General features: G+C 58.6%; 18 protein-coding genes. 12 read left to right on the top strand and 6 right to left on the bottom strand.

All coding sequences use genetic code 11. From position 1 onward, the window contains the following. From Q0650_RS11295 to Q0650_RS11310, 4 genes are all read right to left on the bottom strand, one after another. A partial coding sequence (locus tag Q0650_RS11295; RefSeq protein WP_298819010.1) for a glycosyltransferase family 39 protein occupies positions 1 to 2401 on the bottom strand: 2401 nt, incomplete at its 3' end. Positions 2402 to 2520: 119 nt separating this feature from the next. Continuing rightward, on the bottom strand, positions 2521 to 3435 hold the full coding sequence (locus tag Q0650_RS11300; protein ID WP_298819012.1) for a DUF4032 domain-containing protein: 915 nt from the start codon (positions 3433 to 3435) through the stop codon (positions 2521 to 2523). A 167-nt stretch (positions 3436 to 3602) separates the two neighbouring features. After that, a complete protein-coding gene (locus Q0650_RS11305) occupies positions 3603 to 4241 on the bottom strand; it encodes a metallophosphoesterase (RefSeq protein ID WP_298819014.1) in 639 nt (212 codons plus the stop codon). A gap of 15 nt (positions 4242 to 4256) precedes the next feature. Then, positions 4257 to 5807: an ATP-binding protein gene (locus Q0650_RS11310; RefSeq protein WP_298819016.1), complete on the bottom strand. Its 1551-nt coding sequence runs from the start codon at positions 5805 to 5807 to the stop codon at positions 4257 to 4259. Between the two features lie 278 nt (positions 5808 to 6085). On the opposite strand from Q0650_RS11310, the gene Q0650_RS11315 reads away from it, so the two are divergent. Continuing rightward, the gene (locus tag Q0650_RS11315) at positions 6086 to 6559 is read left to right on the top strand and encodes a glutathione peroxidase (protein ID WP_298819018.1); all 474 of its coding nucleotides are present in this window, start codon (positions 6086 to 6088) and stop codon (positions 6557 to 6559) included. 74 nt (positions 6560 to 6633) lie between these two features. On the opposite strand, the gene Q0650_RS11320 is transcribed toward Q0650_RS11315, so the two are convergent. Continuing rightward, complete coding sequence (locus Q0650_RS11320) at positions 6634 to 9990, bottom strand: ExeM/NucH family extracellular endonuclease (protein ID WP_298819020.1); 3357 nt, start codon at positions 9988 to 9990, stop codon at positions 6634 to 6636. A 398-nt stretch (positions 9991 to 10388) separates the two neighbouring features. Further along, entirely contained in the window at positions 10389 to 12710 is a 2322-nt protein-coding gene (hypF, locus tag Q0650_RS11325) for a carbamoyltransferase HypF (protein WP_298819022.1), read from the bottom strand. 377 nt (positions 12711 to 13087) lie between these two features. On the opposite strand from hypF, the gene Q0650_RS11330 reads away from it, so the two are divergent. From Q0650_RS11330 to Q0650_RS11380, 11 genes are all read left to right on the top strand, one after another. Then, positions 13088 to 13951: a DUF1641 domain-containing protein gene (locus tag Q0650_RS11330; RefSeq protein WP_298819024.1), complete on the top strand. Its 864-nt coding sequence runs from the start codon at positions 13088 to 13090 to the stop codon at positions 13949 to 13951. Between the two features lie 22 nt (positions 13952 to 13973). Next, positions 13974 to 14318, top strand: a complete 345-nt coding sequence (gene hypA / locus Q0650_RS11335; protein WP_298819026.1) for a hydrogenase maturation nickel metallochaperone HypA — start codon at positions 13974 to 13976, stop codon at positions 14316 to 14318. Then, positions 14315 to 15010 carry a hydrogenase nickel incorporation protein HypB gene (gene hypB, locus Q0650_RS11340; protein WP_298819028.1) on the top strand — a complete coding sequence of 232 codons (696 nt, stop codon included), beginning with the start codon at positions 14315 to 14317 and terminating at the stop codon, positions 15008 to 15010. The genes hypA and hypB overlap by 4 nt, the downstream gene beginning before the upstream one ends. Before the next feature lie 133 nt (positions 15011 to 15143). Then, positions 15144 to 16115: a hydrogenase gene (locus Q0650_RS11345; RefSeq protein ID WP_298819030.1), complete on the top strand. Its 972-nt coding sequence runs from the start codon at positions 15144 to 15146 to the stop codon at positions 16113 to 16115. Positions 16116 to 16133: 18 nt separating this feature from the next. Then, positions 16134 to 17771 (top strand): nickel-dependent hydrogenase large subunit, encoded by a 1638-nt coding sequence (locus Q0650_RS11350; protein WP_298819031.1) that lies wholly within the window; start codon positions 16134 to 16136, stop codon positions 17769 to 17771. Between the two features lie 162 nt (positions 17772 to 17933). Continuing rightward, positions 17934 to 18455, top strand: coding sequence for a hydrogenase maturation protease (locus tag Q0650_RS11355; RefSeq protein ID WP_298819032.1), 522 nt, complete (start codon positions 17934 to 17936; stop codon positions 18453 to 18455). Continuing rightward, on the top strand, positions 18436 to 18738 hold the full coding sequence (locus Q0650_RS11360) for a hydrogenase maturation protease (RefSeq protein ID WP_298819033.1): 303 nt from the start codon (positions 18436 to 18438) through the stop codon (positions 18736 to 18738). Before Q0650_RS11355 ends, Q0650_RS11360 begins: the two co-directional genes overlap by 20 nt. Before the next feature lie 5 nt (positions 18739 to 18743). Next, positions 18744 to 19979 (top strand): hypothetical protein, encoded by a 1236-nt coding sequence (locus Q0650_RS11365; protein WP_298819034.1) that lies wholly within the window; start codon positions 18744 to 18746, stop codon positions 19977 to 19979. A gap of 44 nt (positions 19980 to 20023) precedes the next feature. Continuing rightward, positions 20024 to 20383 (top strand): hypothetical protein, encoded by a 360-nt coding sequence (locus tag Q0650_RS11370; protein WP_298819035.1) that lies wholly within the window; start codon positions 20024 to 20026, stop codon positions 20381 to 20383. A 17-nt stretch (positions 20384 to 20400) separates the two neighbouring features. Beyond that, the gene (locus Q0650_RS11375; RefSeq protein ID WP_298819036.1) at positions 20401 to 21258 is read left to right on the top strand and encodes a NifU family protein; all 858 of its coding nucleotides are present in this window, start codon (positions 20401 to 20403) and stop codon (positions 21256 to 21258) included. Further along, positions 21255 to 22379 (top strand): NHL repeat-containing protein, encoded by a 1125-nt coding sequence (locus tag Q0650_RS11380; RefSeq protein WP_298819038.1) that lies wholly within the window; start codon positions 21255 to 21257, stop codon positions 22377 to 22379. Before Q0650_RS11375 ends, Q0650_RS11380 begins: the two co-directional genes overlap by 4 nt. Positions 22380 to 22491: the final 112 nt, after the last annotated feature.

Consider the following 22491-nt stretch of genomic DNA (forward strand, 5'->3'; position numbering starts at 1 on the left):
GCGTGATCTCGATCGCAGTTGAGCCAAGCATCGCGCGCGCAAAGGCCACCAGATCGGGATCGGCATTCGCAGGAAGGATGACGACTACATCAGGGCCGGGCTGCGTTGCGCTGGTAAGGACACGTGGCGGTTGGGGAAGATCCGCTGTCAAAAAACGCACGGTATCGCTCACAGCCGATTCCTTCAACAGATACACCTCAACCCGCTGCCAGGCTGGATGGGTGCTGGTGGCAGGCAAACGAACCAACTGCGCCATGACGGTCTCGACGCGATCAAACTCACCGTAGACGCGGGGATCGACTCGCATCAATCCGAAGTAGAGCCAGAGATTGAAACCCAGACTGAATAATAGAGCTGCTGGAACAAGCCATTGACGCCATGAGGGGAATGGCAGGCGCACACAACTGATGCCCCAACCGGCGAGAGCGCAGGCTGGCGCCAGCGTGCCTAATGCGCGCATCGCATGCGGCGGATTGAAGCTGAAAAGACCTGGCAGAACATAGATCAGCCAGAGGATGCCGAAAATGATCACAGCTTGATGACGTTCACGCCAGACCAACCCTAGACCGACCAGCAACCAGAGTCCGGTTATCGGATCGACCATAGGCGCCAGCGGCAGATGGTGACGCCCATTCTCCTCGCCTGGACCGTGCCACATCAGCGCATAGCGGATAGTGTGCTCAAGCAAAAAATCAAGTGGACGGCGCCGGGTCAGATCGCTACTCTGAAAGATAGAGACTATGCCCAATCGACGGTTGAAACCTTCAATGTCAGTGAAAACGTACCAGACGAGAGGCGCAACCACGAGACCACCGATCAGCGCGGCCATCAACAGTCGCGGCCACATCATTCGCCACCGACTCCAGGAACGACCGATCCGTAGCAGCGCGACCAGCAGTAAAGCCAGCGGCGCGATGCGGCCTGTATGATACGTGTAAATGGCCAGTCCGCCCAATGCGGCAGCAATCGCCACATAGAGCCAGGGACGGATTCCCTTCCATGCCGGGTCTAAACCTCGCCACAGAAAACCTGCCGCCGTCAGCACAAACAGGTGATCGAGCGTAGCCGGGAATGCCCACCGGCTCATGCTCAACGACCAGGACGACCAGGCCAGCAATGCTGCGCCAAATATAGCTGCCCGTCGTCCGATCAATGGCGCGGCAAACCAGTACAACGCCAGTGGCGTCAATGCTCCGGCCAGCGCGCTAACTAGCCGCGCGCTCCACATCTGTGGCCCCAGTATACCTACCACTGGCGCCATAAGATAGAACAGCAAAGCCGGCAGGTCGGCATCTTTCACAACGTAGATCGGGCGAAAATCGGAGTTTGTCCAGATCTGAAACGCTAACAGGCCATGGCGAGCCTCGTCGCGCCATAGCGCCACCGGTAGTTGATCAAGAGCAACGAGACGCGCGCCGAGCGCCAGCGCCGTGATACCGACCAGCAACCATCCTGTCGGCCATGCCATCGATTGCGGCTCATCGCGATGACCAATCACTGGCATCGCCAGCCAGACACCGATCAAAACCAGGGGTAAGCCGATTCCCCACGGTAGACCGACTCGCATCGCCAGTAAGAGACAGAACGCACCGATCAGACCGCCCCAACTGATCACCGGCTTCGCCGTTAGCCGGCAATAAACGCGCCTCAGCAGAGTCGTCAGCGGTCGCCAGCCGGTCAGCACCAGAACAGGCAATAACGGCCACCACGGCCAGGGCAGGGTTGGCAACCAGTATTCGGCAGAGACCGGCATCAATGCCAGCCATAGCGCCGGCGCAATGGACAGAATGGCTAATGCGTTACGCCAGCGCGCTGGCCAGCGCCAGGCCGTGCCGGCCAGCCAGACTACGAGCGGCAAGAGACCCCAGCGCAGAGTCTGCGCGCTCAGTGGTGGCGCGCCGGTCAGTGTTGCTAACCGTACCTCGCTCAACACCACCCCCAACTCACGCGCGTCGGAAAACACGCTGTACGGATCGGTTGACCAGCGCAACACCGGTTCACCGGTCGTTGTGGTGGGCACAAGCAGACGATACCGCCGCCAATCGCCGGCAACGGTCATGCGGGTTATTTCACTGTGGTAATCGAAGAGTGTCACCCGGGCCGGCGCCGTATCCGGCGGACGCGGCGCCGACAAGCGTAGCTCGACCAGCGCTGGCGCGCCGCGATAGCCATCGATGAAGATGGAAGCCTGTGGCTGTGACCAGCGGAACAGATCGGTATCATTCTGCTCGAGCGCATGAAAGCCGGCCAGCGCTGGCCCGTTTATATCCCACACCTGCCAGCGTTGAACTGGTCGCGGCAGATCGAGCAGCAACACTCCACAGGCCAGCGCCGTTAGCGCGATCGGCAGCAACAGGGCTGGAAAAGATTGTTTAGTTAAGCGGTTGAGTACACGAATCACGCTCTGTATTATAGCCGAACCTGAAATGGGTCGTATCAAGCACAGTGCAGTGGCGCAAACCGGGCAAGAGGTGGCGGATCCCAACAACTGCTCAGCGCATTGAGTGCGTTCGTTGCGTCTTATGAGCTGGCCGACGCCTGACCCCTCAGCGCGCCCAGCAGCCAGCTCGTGATCGAGGACAGGCTACGCCGACCGAACAACCGCACATAATCCGAAGCTGCTACCAGCGGCCCCGGATCGGCGCCGCCATTGCGCTCGCGCATATACCAGCGGTGATCCATGATCCAGCGATAGAGATCCGCTTCAGTGCGACCGGGAAAGTAGCGCAACGCCTGCTGAGATCGAATCACCTCGATCACTGGCATATAAACATTGTCGTACCAGCTCGCAACCGCCTCTTCGCGACTCACCGGACGACCCAGTTCCTGCCCTAGATAGTAACGGTGAGCATTGATGTGTCGCACCAGATCAAGATAGCCACCGGGTTCGCTGAATTCGATCCGTTGATCGGGTCGCAGATCGGCCAGGCCCGTCCATTCGAGAAAATCACTGTATTCCTCTTTTAACAGCAAATCGCGCAGGCTCAAGCTGGTGTCAAGTGGCACGTCTACAACCAGTTCGGTCACAATCGCATCAATCTCGCGTTGACCCTGGAAGCGAGCAACTGAGATGCGATGATGACCATCTTTGACAAAGTAAATATCGCCCAGTTTATACAACTCAACGGATGGCAGCGGAACGCCTTCGTGGTGGGCGCGATCGATGCTCATCCAGCGAAAGCGATTGGCGTTATGTCGCGGCGCAAACTGGCGATCAAAATCGCTGTAACGGCCCTCGCTGCCGATAATTTTATCGAGTGGAACGGTCTGATGACCAAGGTAGTGTTGGCCGCGCACATTCAACCGCGCGCGCACCTCATCGAATGGAAGTAGTTCGTTGGGGCGACGGGTGATCAGCGCCAGCAGCTCGCGCAACATCTGGTCGCGGCGAATGCGCGTAAATTCATCGTGAACGATTGCCTGAATGGCTGACATCGGCCACTCCTTTCGGCCTCATCAAATGTATGATGGTCAGCGCAAGATCAACGCGCTTTCGATCGACCGGCGACGCCGGCGGCCTTTGTCGCTGATAGCGTACCACGGGTGAGACGTAATTGCAATCTGTAATGTTGCCGGTGGAACCACTGGCACCCCACCGGACGTTAACCCGCTATGTGTAGATCGATCACCCGATAACCTGCTGTATTGATCACCAGGGTTTCACCAACCTGCGTCTCGGTAGCATGACCAAAACCGTATGAAAGATGAATATGGCCATGAATGAGATAGCGTGGCCGGAACCACTGCATGAACAACAACAGCGCGCGAAAGCCGCGATGAGGGTAATCAGGGCCGTTATGGATGCCAAGAGGCGGCGCATGCGTCAATAAAACATCGAGGTAGCGGCCATAGCGGAGCCGATTGAGCAACAGGCGCGGCGCCATTCGCCAGACGCGCAACATCATCTGAGTTTCCGTGTATTGATGATGACTATCAGGCTTGTAGCGGATCGATCCGCCCAACCCGCCGATGAGCAACCCTTGATGGCAGATTACGCGATCCTCGACGCAGACAGCGCCGCGCGCATAGCTGACAACCTGACCGTCGGCCTGCACTTCGGGCGCATCATGGTTGCCCCAGACGTAAAAACAGGGCTTACCAAGCATTGTAACGACGAATTCAAGATAATAAATCGGTAAATCACCGCATGCCAGCACCAGTTGCACATCGGCAAAACGTTGCTTGATGTTCAGACTGTAGACGGCTGGAACGATTTCATCGCTGATCGTAAGTGTGCGCATGCCGCCTATTGTACTCTATCCTGCCGCTGGCGTGGTCGTATCCGCCGGGAGGGGGAGATACATAGCGAACGTACTACCGCGTCCAACTTCGCTGGCAACGGTTACGTACCCGCCGTGGGCTTCAGCGACCCACTTCACAATCGACAAACCCAACCCGGCGCCACCACTATGACGCGAACGTGAGCGATCAACCCGGTAGAAACGATCAAAAATCCGATCGCGTTCGGCTTCGTTGATCCCAACACCGGTGTCGGCTACGCTCAGACAGGCAAATTGCTGATAGCGTTCCAGACCTAAAACCACCATCCCACCCGGCGGAGTATACTGTAACGCATTCACACCCAGATTAAGCAGCGCCTGCTTGATTCGATCCCGATCACCATAGACCAGAATCTGATCTTCGGCGCCGATACGCAGCCGCACCTGTCCGGCTAAAGGCCGCAATTCCCGGAAGACTTCGAGCAGTAATGTGTCGAGTTCAACCGGGTCGTAACGCAGTGCCACGCGCGTCTCACTCTGCGCCAGCAAGAGCAGATCGTTCACCATACGAATCAGCCGCGCCGTTTCCCGCCGCATATCGCCGATGATCTCTTTCAATAGCTCAGGATCGGCGCCGGCGCCGCGTTCGAGCACCTCAAGATTGCCCTGCATTGCCGTTAAGGGTGTGCGCAGTTCGTGACTGACATCGGCGACAAATCGTTGCTGCGTGGAAAAGAGTTGTTCAAGGCGCGATAGTAACTCGTTGATCGTCACGGTGAGCTGACGAAGCTCGTCTTGCTGCACCGGTTCGGGAATGCGGCGTCCCAAATCCTCGGCCCGCACAATGCTTTGCGCGGTCAGCGTGATCTGCTCGATTGGTCGCAGCGCGCGCTTTGATACGTACATAGCGCCCAGCGCGGTTACTACTACTGCGATCAAGCCGCCACCGATCAGGATCCGCTGAAGCAGTTGCAATGTATGAGAGACATCATCGAGCGGGCGTGATACCTGTAAAAAGCCGATCTGGTTTCCATTGCGCAACACAACTGGCGTAATCAGCGATTTTACCTGCACGCCATTAATTTCCCGCACGATAGTGAGACTCGTTTCGCCATTTTGGCGCAATTGAAATGCCTCGGACGGTAACGGCAGCGAGTAGTAAGCCAGATTAGGCGTACTGCTGACCAATATGCCATCGCTGCGAAAAAATTGGGCGCCAATGTTACGATTGGTGAAGAGCTGAATAAAATCGCGATTGAGATAAAGTTCCAGCTCGCCACTGGTCGTTCGCATGCTTTGCAAGCCAACCGCATTTAGAATCGCCAGTACCTGCTGTGTCGCTGAGGTCAGATCATTTTGCACGCCAGCGTAAAGCGACTGCTCGGCGGCAAAATGAACGCCGACGCCGATGATGAGTAGCGCGATCAAAAACAAGGTGGTGTAGAGCAGGGTTAACCGCCAGTAAAATGGCAAAGCATTGACTGCCCGTGGCGTCTTGCGCAGGAGTGACCAGCGCGATGGTGGCGGATCGGTGGGTTGTGCCAGAGTAATCTCTGTATCAGGAGTCTGATCAATCATCTCTTTCATAGGTATCTCGAATTGAGATAGATGCCTCGAGAGGGGGTAGAGACGTTGCAATGCAACGTCTCTACCCGGGCTACATCAAAGTAATCAGGTCGAAAGACTATCGATTAACTGTGAGAACAAATCCGCGTCAAAGGGCGAATTTATTCTTCTATGCGTTCATTTTGTCATCAGCATACCACACCACGTTCCCACTTGGTCGGGTTGACATTTCAGCGGGATTCAAACAATACTATCAGGAAACGTAACTGGCAACCACCATAGAAAGCGATCCTGCACTTATGAGTATCTACGAATTTACCGCCCGGACGATCGACGGCGAAATCCAATCTCTCTCAATCTATCGCGGCAACGTCTTGTTGATCGTCAACGTTGCCAGTCATTGTGGCCTTACCCCGCAATACGGCGATCTCGAATCGCTCTATCGGCGTTATCGTGAACGCGGTCTGGTCGTTCTCGGCTTTCCGAGCAATCAATTTGAGCAGGAACCGGACGACGAAGCGACCATCAAAGCATTCTGCACGCGCAACTATGCCGTTACATTCCCTCTGTTTGCCAAAATAGCTGTCAATGGCCCTGATACCCACCCGCTCTTCGCCTATCTGAAGCAGCAGCAACCGGGTTTAAGCCCTGATGGCGAGATTAAATGGAATTTCACCAAGTTTTTGGTTGACCGCAACGGTCGCGTCGTGAGCCGGTTTGCTCCCGCTGATACGGTTGGGGCTATCGAGCGTGAAGTGGTGAAGTTGCTCTGAACGATGACATTTCGCCTGACAAAAAGCAACGCCGGCCATTTCCTGACCGGCGTTGCGCGCGTTATCGCGCTAGCTTACGGCGTCAGATTACCGCCACCAAAGTCATCAAACGCAGCGCCGGCACTGTTGTGGAACCAGACACCGATCCGACCGCTGGCGCCCACGTAACGGTTACCGGCAACGGGTCGGCTATCGGCGACACCGATCCGTTCACAGCGAACGAAGATCTCAATGGTGCCATCAGCGCGCGCTCGCGCGCCAAGCAAGTCTCCGGCCTGAAGGGTAGCATCGAAGGTTGCTATGGTCGCAAAGCCTTGCCCCGGCACCAATGCCTCAACCACAACCTGCTGGTTGGCCGCATCATAACTCACCAGTAACGCGCCGTTCTGACCGCGATTGCCAAGCACTTTGAGCGCCAGTGTATGATGCTGACCGGTTGGATTGATCGCCGTCAGGCGGAAAAACGCCTCTTGATCGGCGCCAAACACTGTTGGGCGCCACAGTGCCAGTCCACCTTTCTCGACTACGACTGCCTGGTCAACGATCCGGTACTGATCACGCTGAGTTGCGCCACTCCAGTTCGATCCCAGGCGGCCATTGGCACGGTTGAATGAATCAAGGGTAGATGAAGCCGGAAAGGGTGACACCTTCACAATCTTGCTTTGCGTCGGTTCAACATTGCCGGCGCCATCGCGAGCGAAGAACTCGACGGTGTATACCCCCTCGCCACTGAGGGTAAACGGCGCTGTGTAAGGCTGGAAGCTGCCACCATCAACCCGGTAGGCGATCTCGACTACTCCCGATCGATCATCGGTCGCGGTGAGTGTCACCGTTGTGCTGCCCGCGTAACAATCGGGCGGGCAGAGTGGGTTAACCACGCCGCTGACACTGGCCGTTGTGGTTGGTGACACGCCATCGAGATCAAGCCCAACGACCACCGGATCGTGATCAGAGGTGCGATAGAAGTCGGGGGCATACAGGCTGCTGATCTGGCCTGCCGATTTGAAGTTAGTGTTGTAATCGAGCACGTTTGGTTCGTCGGCATTGATGTGCCATTCGGCCACACCGGTCACCTGAGCGCCGAGACTGGCATTTGCCAGCGCGTAATCGAGATAGCCCCACTGCCCGTTGAAGACGTATGAATAGGCATTCGCTCCGGCAAAGCGTTCGATCAGGTTCTCGTATCCACTGGCTTCGAGCGCCCGGATGGGATCCTCTTTTGCATAGCTGTTGAGGTCGCCGATGATTAACACGTCCGGATCATTCACCCCGGTCGGATCAGTGGCCAGCCATGCCGCCAGAGTGTTGGCTGCATTGGTGCGCACAATGTTACAGTTGCCCTGACCGTCGCCGGCATCCGGCGCGTCGCAGGGGCTGCCTTTGCTCTTGAAATGGTTGACCGTCACGACAAACCGCGCGCCGGTGGCATTCTCGGCAAAGGCCTGAGCCAATGCTGCCCGGTTACGCGGCGCGCCGTCACCGCCGGTGATAAAGGTCGTGCTGTTGAGCGCCGCTGTTTGTCCTACCGGCGTCACCAGTGCCGGCTGGTAGATGAAGCTCACCTTGATCGCATCATTTCCCAGCGCGTCAATTTGCCCCGTGGCGGCGTCAACATCAATGAACGCATACGTTCCCGGCGCAGTCGCCGCATTCAGTCGATTGACCAGATCGGCAATTGCGCTGCTCGGGCCGTACCCGTCGTTCTCCATCTCCATCACTCCTAATACTGCGGGGTTCAACGCGATAATGGCTGCTACCGTCTTGTTTACCTGACGGGCAAACTCGGTTGCATTCTCGGCGCCGCGACAGTCGGTTGTGCCGCCGGTCAGACCGTTCGTACAGCCACTGAAGGTGTTGAAGTAGTTGAGCAGGTTCATGCCCACCACTGTGATGCGACCACCAACGTCAGGCGGGCCGACCGGACGCGGATTTTCGGCCACAAAGACCGGCGCGCCGCCACCCGGCGACAGATCGCTCAGATCGCCGACCGGTCGCACTCGATAGGCATTGCCACTGGCGGCATTGCCTGACCAGGTGAAGGTCATTACTCCCACCAGCCCCGTCACGCTATCGCCGCCACGTAACGTATTACTGGCGCTGAGCGGATTACCGCCACGTCCAAACAAGATCGGGTCGGGATTCTGATTTTGCAGGTTATCATCGACAATAATCCGGTTCAGATCATTGGCTGCCTGCAACGCGCTTGCCAGCGGCCCCGGCGGGTAAATACTGGTTGGCTGATAGAGCCGATCTTCAGCCGACATGACAACCTGTCCAAACCGACCCAGTTGGAAGTGTTCGGTCACCACCAGCTTCATCGGGAAGCGCACCAGCATACCCTCAAACCGTTCGAGGTAATCGGCATCAGGGAAGGGCATTGTCACGTCAACCGGATCGACCGTGCCACTGCCGACAACGGTGATTTGCGCTGCACTGATCTGGGTTTGTCCTTGAAACTCGCTGACAGTACCGCGCACTCGCACCAGATCACCGAGGCTGACGTTATTATTATTGCCGTTGAAAACGAAGATGCCCTCTGAAGTGAGGGGATCGGCGTCCCAATCAGCCATTTCTTCCTGAACGTAAAAACCGCGCAGATTGGGAGAAGGACCTTCAAAATCACCGACAACCACGCCTTCAACCAGCACCTCCTCGGTGGCGCAGGGCGAAATATTGGTCACACCCTGAATCTGACTGATCAGCGTGGTATTGGGCACATCGGGACAATTGCCGACCATAGGCGGTGGCGGCGGTGCCGAACTACACGGGTTGGTCGGGCTGGCAGTGTTGCGCGGATTTGGCGCGCCGGCAGTGAAATCGCTGGCGTTGTTATCGGTTTCGCTACAACCGTTGCTGTTGCGCAGAGCGGCTGTTGTATTGCTGAGCGCCGGCGCTGGCGCGCCCTCGAAAAAGTTTGCGCTACCGTAACCGACCAGATCAACGATCAGAGCCAGTTGGGCGGGAGAACAAGGAGTTGAACCACCGTTGCAGGCCAGGCCACTGGTACTGTTGACCAGGGCAAATTTGCCTGCTGTCGCGCTGGCGTTGATCGTGCCGGTCGCATCAGGCGCTGGCAACGGCGCGCCGGTTGCGCCACCGGCGAGTTGTACGAGGTAATACTGACCTGGAGCGAGAGTGCCACTCAGCAAGACTACCGGATTGCTGCCAAAATTACCGGTGCCGGTGGCGCTGGCATACTGAATTGACAGGCCACTCAAAGAGACCGTTGTTGTGCCACGATTGAATATCTCAACAAAATCATTGGTATACGGCGCGCCGCTGTTTCCACCGCCTCCGTAGACCTGACTGATAACCAGATCGGCGCTCACAGCGCGCGCCACTGGTTGCCAAACGCCGAACGGCGCCAGCCCAAACGCAATCGCCAGCAGTAACAGGGTTAGACGACGGATACCACTCAATGCAGGACGCATAAATACTGCACCTCTTTGATACGGCACGCTATTCGCGCGGCAGGCATATCGAACGAAAACACAACGAGGGCAGGCTTGCGAGGAAGCCTCTCATTGCGTTTACAGCTCTCAGGGCCAACCGATCACGAAGAGCGCACAAGCGACAACTCCCCAACCGCGAGATGACCATGCGGCATATCGGTAGGGAAATGAGCGGAATGCTGCGCGCAATGGTTGAACAATCAGGTACCGCTATGATAGCGGCAAAACATGAAATCGGTGTTAAGCGCAGGCTAAAAAGCCGTACCGTTCAGATAAATATTTTGTCACTGACAAAGATGAATGTTTTGTCACCAGAAGTGTGCGGTAACGGCGATACCTCAACCAGAGCGCGAGCGAATGTGCTGCGCGCTGATGGCCTACATCTGCGCAGCCAACTGCGCGCCCGCTACTGCCAGTTGCCCCAACGCCAGACCGCCATCGTTTGGCGGCGCCAGCCGGGGAATCAGCACGGTGAAACCATCGGCGCGTAGCTTCGCCGTCAGTGTCTCAAGCAACAAGACGTTTTGAAACACGCCGCCACTCAACGCAACCGTGGTCAGGTCACGTTCGGCGCGAACGCGCCGACAGGCCTCATACAGACCTTGCGCTACCCCCTGATGCGCGCGACCTGCAATCACTGGCGGGGCAACGCTGGCCCGCAGATCATCCACCAGCGCAGCCAGTAATGTCAGGCCATCGAGTATGAAAGGCGCATCAGCAGCCCCGTCAGTTTTGATCGGCATGGGATAGGGTGTTTGTAGAGGATCGGCAATCTGCTCAAAGAGAATGGCCAGCTCTCCTTCGTAGCGGGCAATCTGACCAATCCCGGTCAGTGCCGCTGCCGCGTCAAACAGGCGTCCCAAACTCGAAGTGAACGGACTGTTCAGGCCGCGTTCGATCATGCGGGCCAGCACGCGCCACGCCGCCTGATCGATCTGCCGCGTAAATGTGAACTCAAGTCGCCAGAAGTCATCGCCATAGATCTGGGCCAGCGCCGCCGCCGCAACTCGCCACGGCTGGCGCACAGCCTGCTCGCCGCCGGGCAAAACCAGCCTTCCCAGATGCCCAACCCGCTCGTATTCGGCGCAGGTTGCCACCAGGATCTCACCACCCCACACAGTACCGTCTGGCCCATAGCCACTGCCATCGGCGGCAATCCCGATCACCGGCCCGGCATGGCCATACTCGGCCAGCACTGCCGCAATGTGGGCATGGTGATGCTGCACACCGATCTTGCGCTCGATCGGCATTGCCAGCGCCGCCTGCGTCGCCAGATAGCCGGGATGCAGATCGTAAGCCACTGCTGCCGGGGTAATGTCAAACAAGCGCTCGAAGTGAGCAATCCCTTCCTGGAATGAGCGCAGGGTTGGCAGATTTTCCAGATCACCGATGTGATGACTGAGAAAGACTTCACGCCCGCGACCGAGGGCAAAGGTGTTTTTGAGATGTCCACCACAGGCGAGAATCGGGCATGGCAGTTCACTGTTCAGCGTAATCGGCGCCGGCGCGTAACCGCGCGAGCGGCGGATGAGCAACGGCCCACCAGCCGCAATGCGCGCAACACTGTCGTCACAGCGCATATGAATCGGACGGTTATGGGTGAGAAAAGCGTCGGCGATTGCCCCCAGACGCTGCGTGGCATCATCATCTTGATAGGCAATAGGTTCATCACTCAGATTGCCGCTGGTCAACACAATGGCGGCCACTCGCTCTTGACCAACAAGAGCGGCATATTCGGCCATCAACAGATGGTGCAGCGGCGTGTACGGCAACATCACACCCAGCGTCTGCATTCCTGGCGCGACCGAAGGAGCGACCGGCGCATCAGATCGTCGCGGCATCAGCACAATCGGGCAAGCCGGACTGGCAAGCAATCTCCGTGCCGCCGGATCAAGGTCGCACAGACGAGCCACCACCGCTTCATCACGCGCCATCAACGCCAATGGACGCGCCTCGCGCTGCTTGCGCTGGCGCAACCGGCTGACTGCCGCTTCGTCATCGGCGGCGCAGGCCAGGTGATACCCTCCCAACCCTTTGATCGCAACAATCTGCCCCTGCGCAATCGCCGCAGCCGCCGCCACAAGCGGGTCGGCCAGCGGGTCTGCCGACCAGCGCAGACGAGGGCCACACTCTGCGCATGCAGTCGGCTGAGCATGAAACCGGCGGTCACGAGGGTCTTCGTATTCGGCCCGGCAGCGCTCACAGAGGGGAAAGCTCCGCATCGTCGTTCGGGCGCGGTCGTAAGGCACATCAAGCACGATCGTGAACCGAGGGCCGCAGTTGGTGCAGTTGGTGAAGGGATAGCGATAGCGCCGGTCGGCAGGATCGGTAATTTCGCGCAGGCAATCGGCGCAAGTCGCCGTGTCAGGCGCAATCAACGCCTGGCGGCGCTCCTGCGCCTCACTGGCGGCAATGACGAACTCGCGCTCACCCATCAGCGCCAGCGGTTCGATACTTACCTGATCGATCCGGGCCAGCGGCGGCGCATCGCGGCGCAAGGCATTCACAAATGCTTGCAGCGAGCTTTCATCACCCTCGATCTCAATGGTCACTCCATGGCTATCGTTGCGCGCGAATCCGGCCAGATGCCAGCGTTCGGCCAATCCGAAAACAAAAGGCCGAAAGCCAACCCCCTGAACGATCCCGCGAACGTGTACCCGCCAGCGTCGCTGTTGTGGATTGGTTAATGGCTGTTCCATAAGTCACTCTTGACCGCGCGCGGCAATGTCAGAATGTGATACATGGGATGCTGGCTATACGGGCTAACTCCCAAACGGTGGTACCGGAAAGATGAACGCTTCATCCGGCGCCACCATTGCTCGCCTAACATTTGCATGCAACAGCCCTCGCGCCTCAACTGTAGCATGCATCAGGGTTTTGCACAAGATAATCACACGCGAATGCGCAATCATCATAACTGACGGTTATGACTCTGCTACTTGACGTTAACAGTTTATGACCGTTATAATTCGTTCCAGCAATCACGTTTTATCGCATTCCTATCGGCCAGGTAGCCGCAAAACCGCTTGCCGGGCAAGTTTGTTTATTGTTATTTCTGCTTAATACGAGGAACGCAATGAGCAGTAATGGCGCTGCCACACACACCGACCGGCCCCTGAATGCCGCCGCGCTACTCGAACGGCTTAATGAACCGCAGACGGCTGCTGCCCTTCATCGCCTGCTCGACCACGCCGAATTGTTAGCCTTCTCAGCCAGCGCAGTCGATAGCCTTCTACAACGCGGCGAGGTGATCGCCGATAACGTTGCCGCCAGTGTCCACGAACTGCGCGCGGCGCTACCCGCCGAGAGCGGCGCATTGACCGATCAGCTTACCAGACTGACGCGGACACTTCCACAGCTTACCGAGACTATCGAGCAGTTGGCGACGCTGACCAATCAGCCGGCGTTCCAACGACTTATGGCAACGCTGAGCAAACCGCAGACGCTGGACGCGCTTGACCGTTTGCTTGGCCAGAGCGAATTGCTCGCTTTCCTGGTCAGCGCCCTCGATCATCTGCTGGCGCGCGGCGATGAACTGACCGAGAATATTCGCAGCGCAGTCGAAGAATTGCGGGCAACGATGCAAGATCGAGCCATTACGCCGGATAAGCTCATTGATGCCTTCATTGCGTTCCTCCCGTACTTCCCTCGCCTGGTGGCCGTCGCGCCCAACTTTATCGAGGTGATCGAGAAGATCGAACCGTTTGTCGCCTCCGACGAATTTGATGCCCTCCTCGATTCGGGTGTCTTCCATCCCGATACGGTGCGTCTGGTTGGTGAGGCCGGCGATGCCTTCGTCGCTAGCCGTGAGTCGTTGCGCCACTCACCCAAACCGATTGGTCTGCTTGGCCTGCTCCGCGCTTTGCGAGATCCCGATGTGCAGCGCGCTGCCGGCCTGATCGTTGAATTTGGCCGCCGGTTTGGCCGTTCACTTGCGTAGTCAGGAGAGTGGAAATCGCGCCATGCACGAGTTGTCAATTGCGCACAATATCGTCAGTATTGCCAGCGCTGCCGCCGCCGAGGCCGGCGCCGAAGAGATCAGCTCAGTTCACGTGCGCATTGGCGCGCTCTCCGGCGTGGTTGCCGATGCGTTGCGCTTTAGCTTTGCCATTGCCGCCGAAGGAACTCCTCTGGCGAACGCCGAGCTGGTCATCGAAGAGACGCCGGTTGTGGTCTTTTGCGCTCAATGCAATGAAGAGATGATGTTGCCCAACCCGCGCCTGTTCCGCTGTCCGCGTTGCAACCAGCCCTGCGGCCAGATTGTCAGCGGGCGGGAACTGGAAATAGTTGCGCTGGAGACGCCATGAACTACGAAGCGAAACGACTGATTGAGATTCGCCAGGGTGTATTGAGCAAGAATGACCAGCTTGCCGCTGAGTTGCGGCGGCGCTTTCATGCTGCCGGTGTGTTCGTCGTGAATCTGCTCTCAAGCCCCGGCGCCGGCAAGACCAGTCTGCTGGAAGCAACGATGCGCGCGATGCTGGCCGAGTGCCGCGTTGCCGCGCTGGTTGGCGATCTTGCTACCGACAACGACGCTCGGCGACTGGCCCGCAGCGGCGGCCTGGTGCGCCAGATTCAGACTGGCGACATGTGTCATCTCGAAGCCGATATTGTTGCCCGCCATCTCGTCGATTGGGATTTGTCGGCGATCGATCTGCTCTTTATCGAGAACGTTGGCAATCTGGTTTGTCCTGCCGGCTATGACCTCGGTGAAGCGGCGCGGGTTGTGTTGCTCTCAACGACCGAGGGCGAAGACAAGCCGCTGAAGTACCCGTCCACGTTTGCAACGGCTGACGCCGTGTTGCTGACCAAGATCGATCTGGCAGAGGCAGTAGAGTTTGACCGCGCGCTGGCTGAAGAGAATATTCGCGCCGTTAACCCACGAGCGCCGATCGTCGCCACCTCAGCTCGTCGCGCTGGTGGTTTAGATGATTGGATGGCCTGGTTGCGCAAGCAGATGCGCAATCATCGCCGGGACGTTGACGTGACAGGGAGTTAGCTTTTTTGGCGAGTCAACCTGGATTGACATCACCTTGATTGAGTAGAAACTTTTGCTGATCTGCCGCCATCGGCTGTGGCGAAGCCGCAGCTTTGACAGTTATCGTTCGAGATTGGTTTAAGGAGGCGATTCGATGGCAACACTGCTTTGGCTACAGGGTGGCGCCTGTAGCGGCAACACGATGTCTTTCCTCAACGCCGAGGAGCCTAGCGCCTGCGATCTGGTGACCGATTTCGGGATCGAGATCCTCTGGCATCCCTCGCTTGGTATGGAACTGGGCGAGAATGCCAAACGCATCTTTCACGACTGCGCCAGCGGCGCTCGCCCACTTGACATTTTCGTCTTTGAAGGGACGGTGATTCAGGCGCCGAACGGCACCGGTCGCTACAACATGTTCGCCGATCGCCCGATGCAGGAATGGGTGCGCGAGCTGGCGGCCCAGGCCAGCATCGTAGTGGCAATTGGCGATTGCGCGTGCTGGGGTGGCATCCCGGCAATGGCCCCCAATCCGAGCCAATCGACCGGCCTTCAGTTTCACAAGCGGGAACTCGGCGGCTTTCTCGGTCCCAACTGGCGCTCAAAGGCTGGCCTGCCGGTCATCAATATTCCTGGTTGCCCGGCCCATCCCGACTGGGTGACCCAGATTCTGGTCGCCGTTGCCAGCGGTCGCGCCGCCGACATCGCCCTCGATGAATTGCAACGTCCGCAAACGTTCTTTACCAGCTTCACCCAAACCGGTTGTACCCGGGTGCAGTTCTTTGAGTACAAACAATCCACCCTCGAGTTTGGTCAGGGCACGCGCACTGGCTGCCTCTTCTACGAGTTCGGCTGTCGCGGTCCGATGACCCGCTCGCCCTGCAACCGCATCCTCTGGAATCGCCAGTCGTCGAAGACGCGCGCCGGCATGCCCTGCACCGGTTGCACTGAACCGGAATTTCCCTTCTTCGATCTGGCTCCCGGCACCGTCTTTAAGACGCAGAAGATCAGTGGCGCGATTCCCAAAGAGGTGCCAACCGGAACCGATCCGATCAGCTACATGGCGCTGGCCGCCGCCGCTCGCGTGGCCGCGCCGAAATGGGCCAAAGAAGATATGTTCGTCGTTTAAGCAAGGGAGAAGCTGGCAATGGTCAATATTATCGAGAATCCGGCCACAATTACCGGGCGCGATCTGCGCGTCAGCCCGCTCGGTCGGGTCGAGGGTGATCTCGACCTGCGGGTCACCATCCGCGATGGCGTTGTTACCAGCGCCTGGACGGAAGCCTCTATGTTTCGCGGCTTTGAGATTATTCTCAAGGGTAAGGATCCCCAGGCCGGCCTGATCGTTACTCCGCGCATCTGCGGAATCTGCGGTGGTAGCCACCTGACCAAGGCAGTGTATGCGCTCGATACGGCCTGGCAAACCGAATTGCCGCCGAACGCCACCCTCATTCGCAATATCGCCCAGGCCTGCGAGACGCTCCAGAGCATTCCGCGCTGGTTTTACGCCCTGTTTGCCATTGACCTGACCAACAAGAAGTATGCCCATCTCCCTGAGTACGATGAGGCGGTGCGCCGGTTCGCTCCCTTTGTGGGCACGAGCTATGAGCATGGCGTGACTCTCTCAAACAAACCGGTCGAGATTTACGCTATCTTCGGCGGACAGTGGCCCCACTCCAGTTTCATGATCCCCGGTGGCGTGATGTGCGCGCCCACGCTGGCCGATGTTACCCGCGCAATCGCTATTCTTGAATACTGGAAGGATGAGTGGCTCGAGAAGAAGTGGCTCGGTTGCTCGGTTGACCGCTGGCTGCAAAACAAGAGCTGGGCCGACGTGATGGAGTGGATGCACGAGAACGAACGGCACTACAACTCCGATTGTGGTTTCTTCATCCGCTTTGCCATGGCTGCCGGCCTGGACAAGTACGGCGCCGGTTGGAACAACTACATCGCTACTGGCACCTACTTCCATCCCGAATTGTATGCTCGCCCGACAATCGAAGGCCGTAACGCCGCCTTGATTGCGCGTTCAGGGGTGTATGTCAACGGTCAGTTCTACGATTTCGACCAGGCTAATGTGCGCGAAGATGTGACCCATTCGTTCTACGAGGGAAGCCATGCGCTGCACCCGTTTGAAGGACGCACCGAGCCGATTGATCCCGCTGTCGGGCATCGACAGGGCAAGTACTCGTGGGCGAAAGCGCCGCGCTATCTGATCCCCGGCGTTGGTAGCCATCCGGTCGAGGCCGGCCCGCTGGCGCGCCAGGTGATCGCCGGTCGTCCCGGCGCTGCCGATTGGCAGGATTACGACCCGCTCTTCCTCGATGCTGTGACCACGGTCGGGCCGAGTGTGCTGGTGCGGGTGATGGCCCGCATGCACGAAGCGCCCAAGTATTACCGGCTGGTGCGCAAATGGCTTGACCAGATCAATCTGCACGAGAAGTTTTACATCAAACCGAAAGAGCTGCCCGAAGGCCGCGGCTTTGGTTCAACTGAAGCCGCTCGCGGCAGCCTCTCTGACTGGATCGTGCTCAAGGACGGAAAGATTGAGAACTATCAGGTGGTAACGCCAACTGCCTGGAATATCGGGCCGCGCGATGGCCGCGATGTCAACGGGCCGATGGAGCAGGCCTTCATCGGCGCGCCCATTGCCGATCCGAACGATCCGGTCGAGCTTGGTCACGTGGCGCGGAGCTACGACTCGTGTCTGGTCTGTACGGTGCATGCCTACGACGAAAAGACTGGCAAAGAGCTGGCGCAGTTCCGCATTGGTGAAGGCGCGTAGCAGGGGCAAGCGCGCAAGGCAGTCTGCGCCGGTGGTTGTGAAGATCGCCGGCGCAGGCAACCTGTATTGCCCGGGCTGGAGATAGAGATCCGTGTTTATCCGACCAGCAGATGAGACCGAACATCGGCATCGTTTGTGGTTGCGTGTTTCGCTTGAGCTGTTATGCAAGAACAACTTTTAATCATCGGCTGCGGTAACTTGCTACGCGGTGACGATGCCGTTGGGCCGGTATTGGTGCGCCGTTTGCTGGAATTGGGTCTGCCACCCGGCGTCGGCGTGGCCGATGCCGGCACTAGCGGCATGGACGTTGCCTTCCGCATGCGCAGTCTTGACACCGTGATACTGGTTGATGCCGCCTGTACCGGCGCTGAACCCGGCACAATCTATGCTGTGCCGGGATCGGTTGTCGAACAGTTGCCACCGCTAACCGGTATCAACCTGCACGCTTTTCGCTGGGATCACGCGCTCGCGTTTGGCCGCTGGCTGCTCAAAGATGCCTATCCTCGCTCGGTGCAGGTCTACCTGATCGAAGGGGCAGATTTTACCATCGGCGCGCCGCTCAGCGCGCCTGTGGCAGCGCGTATGGAAGACTTGGCGCGCCATCTCAGTCGCAATCCCTGGCAACCGTATCCTGGTCATCAGATCGTCAATGAAGACCGAAGCAATGGAGAAATGGCTGCTTGAATTGACTGCGCAAGGCTATTTACACCTGCCGGCGCCGTTGGCCCAACGCTATTTTCCCGCCGACCTCCTCGTGGCGCTGCCGCGTTCCGATGAGGTGTGGCTTGTGCCATTGCGTGGGCCGGCTGCCGGCGGGTTACTTTTGAAGCAGCGAAATGCTCGCGGCGACCGCAGCGTGTTGATTTGGGAAGCTTTGCCGCCACATGCGTTACCCGGCACGCGCCACGCAGTCTGGGATAATGACCGCGGTGTGTTGCGCGTAGCGTTGCAGCCAGAACCGGAGTAGATGTTATGAACCAGCTTGCAATTCGGCCCCAACCGTTAGGTATCTTTGCCCTGCCCGCAGGGTATCTGCTGCTGCCGCCGGCCAACGCTCCGGAAGCTGCTCCCGCCCTCGCTGCTCTCTTGCGGGGAAGTATGCCTGCTGCATGGCCGCCAGAATGGAAGTTTTACGAGCGCGCTTTGGCTGGTGATGTAGAAGCGGCATTGGCGGCATTACCGCCAGCTTCCGATCCGATGACCCGCTACAACCGCTACGTGCTGGCCGGCGCGCCAGCCGATGATCTGGCTCTGCGCGCGCTGCTTGACGGCGAACTGGCTTGCTTGCAGGGTGTAGTTGCGTTCACGATGGGGCATCGCAGTCACCCACCGGCGCTGGATGGCGCAACCGGTGAGATCCGCGCGCTGGCGCTGGTTGCTCACGCCGCCGCCGCGATCGAGCGGGGTGAGTTGAGCGTGGTTGACCAATGTTTCACCGATGCGCAGGCTGCGGCAACGCCGGTCTCGCCGACGTTAGCCGGCATGATTGCGCTCAACCACGCCGAATTTGCGATGCAACACGGCGGAGACCTGGCAGCGACAACGCGCCGGTTGCAGCAGGCGATCGATCTCATTCCTGCCGATGGCGATTGCGAGGCGCGCGCGCGAGCTGCGATTCATCTGGGCCAGTTGCTGCACGATCATGCCAGCGGCCAGCGCGGCCCGTTGCAGGCTGCGGTGCGGTGCTATCAGGAGGCATTGCGGTTCTATCGGCGCGAAACGCATCCGCTTGAATTCGCGTTCATTCAAAATAATCTGGCCCTGGCCTACCTGGCAATGCCTATGACCGAAGCCGGTGACCGGTTGCGTGGCGCGATTGCCGTGCAGGCCCTTCGCTCCGCGCTGTCTATTTACGATCCCGATCAACATCCGCGTGAATGGACAAGCGCGCGCCTCAATCTGGCAAACGCGCTGCAATACGTCCACTCGGCCCGTCCGGCTGAGCATCTGCTCGAAGCAGTTGCGATCTACGAAGATCTCTTGCAGCGGCGTGACCAGGCGACTGACCCGGCTGGTTATGCGCGTATTCTGGCCAACCTGGGCAATGCGCTGGCCCATCTAGGTATCTTCGCCGAAGCGCGCGCGCGTCTCACCGAGGCCGAAGCCCTGTTTGCCCGCATCGGTGACACGATGGCGGTAGAAACTGTGCGCGAGTTAATCGCTAACATCGATCAGCACGAGGAGCTGGCAACTGCGTCAAACGATTGACAACCGGCGTTGTTATGTCGGCAGAGAGGATGAAGCGGTAACGGATGGAACTCTATCAGCGCCAGCAATTTGATCTGCTCTTGATGATGGCGGTCGAACGTTTCGCCGAACGCATGATCGAGCGCTGCGCCGGCCCGGAGGCGGCGCTTGCCCGGCTGCGTACCGATCCGCAAGGTGAAGGGATCTGGCTCGACCGCTTTGTAGATGCCCTCTTTCAGGATTTTTTGCTCGACAACCCTGCCGGCGCGTGCTTCGTCTTGCAGGCGCTCGCCGACCGCGCAGTATCGGCGCCGCCAGCCGGCACCATCAACGCGATGTTGCAAACGATGGCGCGACGCGCCTTCGCCGACCTGCTCGTCATACGCGCCGAAGAGGCGCTGGAACAGATGATTGGATACCATTAACTATCAAAGAGGAGCCTATGACTCAATCGCTGACCGATACTGATGCGCTGGAACAGGCCGCGGCGCGAGTTGATGCCGCGCTCGCTGCGCTGGCGAAACTCGAACCGGCGGCTCAAGCCGTCGCCAGCGAAGTTAAACAGGCGATTGAGGCGTTTCATAAACTGGCCTTGACAACCATTGTGCGTCATCTTAAACAAGATCCACGCGGCAAAGAATTGTTGCTCGAGCTGGTTGAAGACCCTGCCGTCTACGCTTTGCTATTGATGCATAACATTGTGCGCGCCGACCCGCTGACCCGCGCGCGCCGCGTTCTCGACAATGCGCGTCCTTATATGCAATCGCACGGCGGCGACGCTGAGCTGGTCGATGTCCGCGATGGCGTAGCGTATATCCGCCTGTACGGCTCGTGTAACGGTTGTTCGCTGGCCGGATTCACCTTGCGCAAACACGTAGAAGAGACGTTACTGCGCGAAGTGCCGGAGATTACCCGCCTCGAAGTGATCGACGATCAGCCGGCGCCGGCGATCCTGCGTCCTGAAGCTTACGAGCAGCCGGCCATCGAGAAGGGCTGGGTGCGCGGCCCTACTGTAGCTGAAGTGCCACCCGGTCGCATGGTTCATATCGCCACCGAACGCGGTCAGGTTCTGATCATCAATCTCGCCAACCGGTTGAGCGCGTACCGCAACGCATGCGCTCACCAGGGGCGACCACTCGATGGCGGGATCCTCGATGTTACTGCCGGCACGCTCACCTGTCCATGGCATGGCTTCTGTTTCGATGTTACCAGCGGTGAATGTCTCACTGCGCCGCAGGCGCAGCTTGAGCCGTTTCCGTTGCGAGTGGTAGATGGCGTGATCTGGGTGCGACCGCAATGACGGCAATTCAAGCATATCGCTGGCTCGGCGCGCCGGCTCCAGGGGGGTTGGCGCTACCGATGGCCCGTCCAACTCCAGGTAGTCTCTACGCGCCGCGTGGAGTCTTCCTCGACGATGAGCGCGTGGTCGTGGTTGATTCGGGCAATCATCGGGTCTTGATCTGGCACGGCTTCCCTGTGAGCGATCACCAACCGGCTGATCTGGTGCTCGGTCAGCCCGACTGTTTTCATGAAGGGCCACGCGCCGCCGGACGCGGCCCGGCCAATGGCTTTCATTTGCCCACCGGCGTTGTGGTGGCTGAAGGAAGACTCTATCTTGCCGACGCCTGGCATCATCGTGTATTATGCTGGCATCACATCCCGGAACGATCTGACACGCCACCCGATAGCGTTATCGGCCAGGATTCACTGTTTGACATCGAGCCAAACCGGGGTGGCGCTGTAACGCCGACCAGCCTCTACTGGCCTTACGGCGTGGCGTGGATTGCCGGCTGGTTTTACATTGCTGATACTGGGAACCGGCGCGTACTGGGATGGCGCGGATTACCGGTTGACGGCCAGCCTCCCGATTTGATACTTGGTCAACCGGACGGGTATAGCAACGCCGAAAATCGTGGTGGTTCGCCAACCGCATCGAGTTTCCGCTGGCCGCACGCAATCGCCGGTGATGAAGCGACCCTCTACGTTGCCGATGCCGGCAATCATCGCGTGCTGGGCTGGACACCACCACCAGACAGTGATCGTCCCGCCGATCTGGTGTTGGGACAGGCGACGATGGAGAGCGCATTTGAACAACCACACGTGCCGCAGGGGCCGCAAAGACTACGCTTTCCCTATGCCGTGGCCTACGCCGGTCAGCGAGTATTCGTGGCCGATACGGCGAACAACCGCATTTTGATGTGGCAACCAATGCCGCGGGCTGGCGCCGGATTGCCGGCGCAGGCGGTGTACGGTCAGTACAATTTTGCTGATAGCGGTGAAAACCGCTGGCAGGCCATCAGCTTTGATTCGCTCTGCTGGCCGTATGGCCTCTGCGCTCACCGGAACTGGCTGGCAGTGGCCGACTCGGGGAACAATCGGGCGTTGATCTGGCAGATCGCTGAGAATGTGTCGCTGAATTGATGACAGTATGCACGCTTTATCTAGAGCGCCAAATCTACAGGCACGCCTATCCGTTGCCATCAGTTGCCAATGCCAGATTGCCCCGGCTACGAACAATGAAAGGAAGTATGAC

Origin of the sequence: uncultured Chloroflexus sp. (genome assembly GCF_937129525.1) — a bacterium.
Classification (GTDB): domain Bacteria; phylum Chloroflexota; class Chloroflexia; order Chloroflexales; family Chloroflexaceae; genus Chloroflexus.

What these genes read in the sequence shown, in the direction of transcription:
- Q0650_RS11300 (WP_298819012.1), bottom strand. Translation starts at nt 3,435, where the DNA reads ATGTCAGCCATTCAGGCAATCGTTCACGATGAATTTACGCGCATTCGC.
- Q0650_RS11305 (WP_298819014.1), bottom strand. Translation starts at nt 4,241, where the DNA reads ATGCGCACACTTACGATCAGCGATGAAATCGTTCCAGCCGTCTACAGT.
- Q0650_RS11310 (WP_298819016.1), bottom strand. Translation starts at nt 5,807, where the DNA reads ATGAAAGAGATGATTGATCAGACTCCTGATACAGAGATTACTCTGGCA.
- Q0650_RS11315 (WP_298819018.1), top strand. Translation starts at nt 6,086, where the DNA reads ATGAGTATCTACGAATTTACCGCCCGGACGATCGACGGCGAAATCCAA.
- Q0650_RS11320 (WP_298819020.1), bottom strand. Translation starts at nt 9,990, where the DNA reads ATGCGTCCTGCATTGAGTGGTATCCGTCGTCTAACCCTGTTACTGCTG.
- hypF (WP_298819022.1), bottom strand. Translation starts at nt 12,710, where the DNA reads ATGGAACAGCCATTAACCAATCCACAACAGCGACGCTGGCGGGTACAC.
- Q0650_RS11330 (WP_298819024.1), top strand. Translation starts at nt 13,088, where the DNA reads ATGAGCAGTAATGGCGCTGCCACACACACCGACCGGCCCCTGAATGCC.
- hypA (WP_298819026.1), top strand. Translation starts at nt 13,974, where the DNA reads ATGCACGAGTTGTCAATTGCGCACAATATCGTCAGTATTGCCAGCGCT.
- hypB (WP_298819028.1), top strand. Translation starts at nt 14,315, where the DNA reads ATGAACTACGAAGCGAAACGACTGATTGAGATTCGCCAGGGTGTATTG.
- Q0650_RS11345 (WP_298819030.1), top strand. Translation starts at nt 15,144, where the DNA reads ATGGCAACACTGCTTTGGCTACAGGGTGGCGCCTGTAGCGGCAACACG.
- Q0650_RS11350 (WP_298819031.1), top strand. Translation starts at nt 16,134, where the DNA reads ATGGTCAATATTATCGAGAATCCGGCCACAATTACCGGGCGCGATCTG.
- Q0650_RS11355 (WP_298819032.1), top strand. Translation starts at nt 17,934, where the DNA reads ATGCAAGAACAACTTTTAATCATCGGCTGCGGTAACTTGCTACGCGGT.
- Q0650_RS11360 (WP_298819033.1), top strand. Translation starts at nt 18,436, where the DNA reads ATGGAGAAATGGCTGCTTGAATTGACTGCGCAAGGCTATTTACACCTG.
- Q0650_RS11365 (WP_298819034.1), top strand. Translation starts at nt 18,744, where the DNA reads ATGAACCAGCTTGCAATTCGGCCCCAACCGTTAGGTATCTTTGCCCTG.
- Q0650_RS11370 (WP_298819035.1), top strand. Translation starts at nt 20,024, where the DNA reads ATGGAACTCTATCAGCGCCAGCAATTTGATCTGCTCTTGATGATGGCG.
- Q0650_RS11375 (WP_298819036.1), top strand. Translation starts at nt 20,401, where the DNA reads ATGACTCAATCGCTGACCGATACTGATGCGCTGGAACAGGCCGCGGCG.
- Q0650_RS11380 (WP_298819038.1), top strand. Translation starts at nt 21,255, where the DNA reads ATGACGGCAATTCAAGCATATCGCTGGCTCGGCGCGCCGGCTCCAGGG.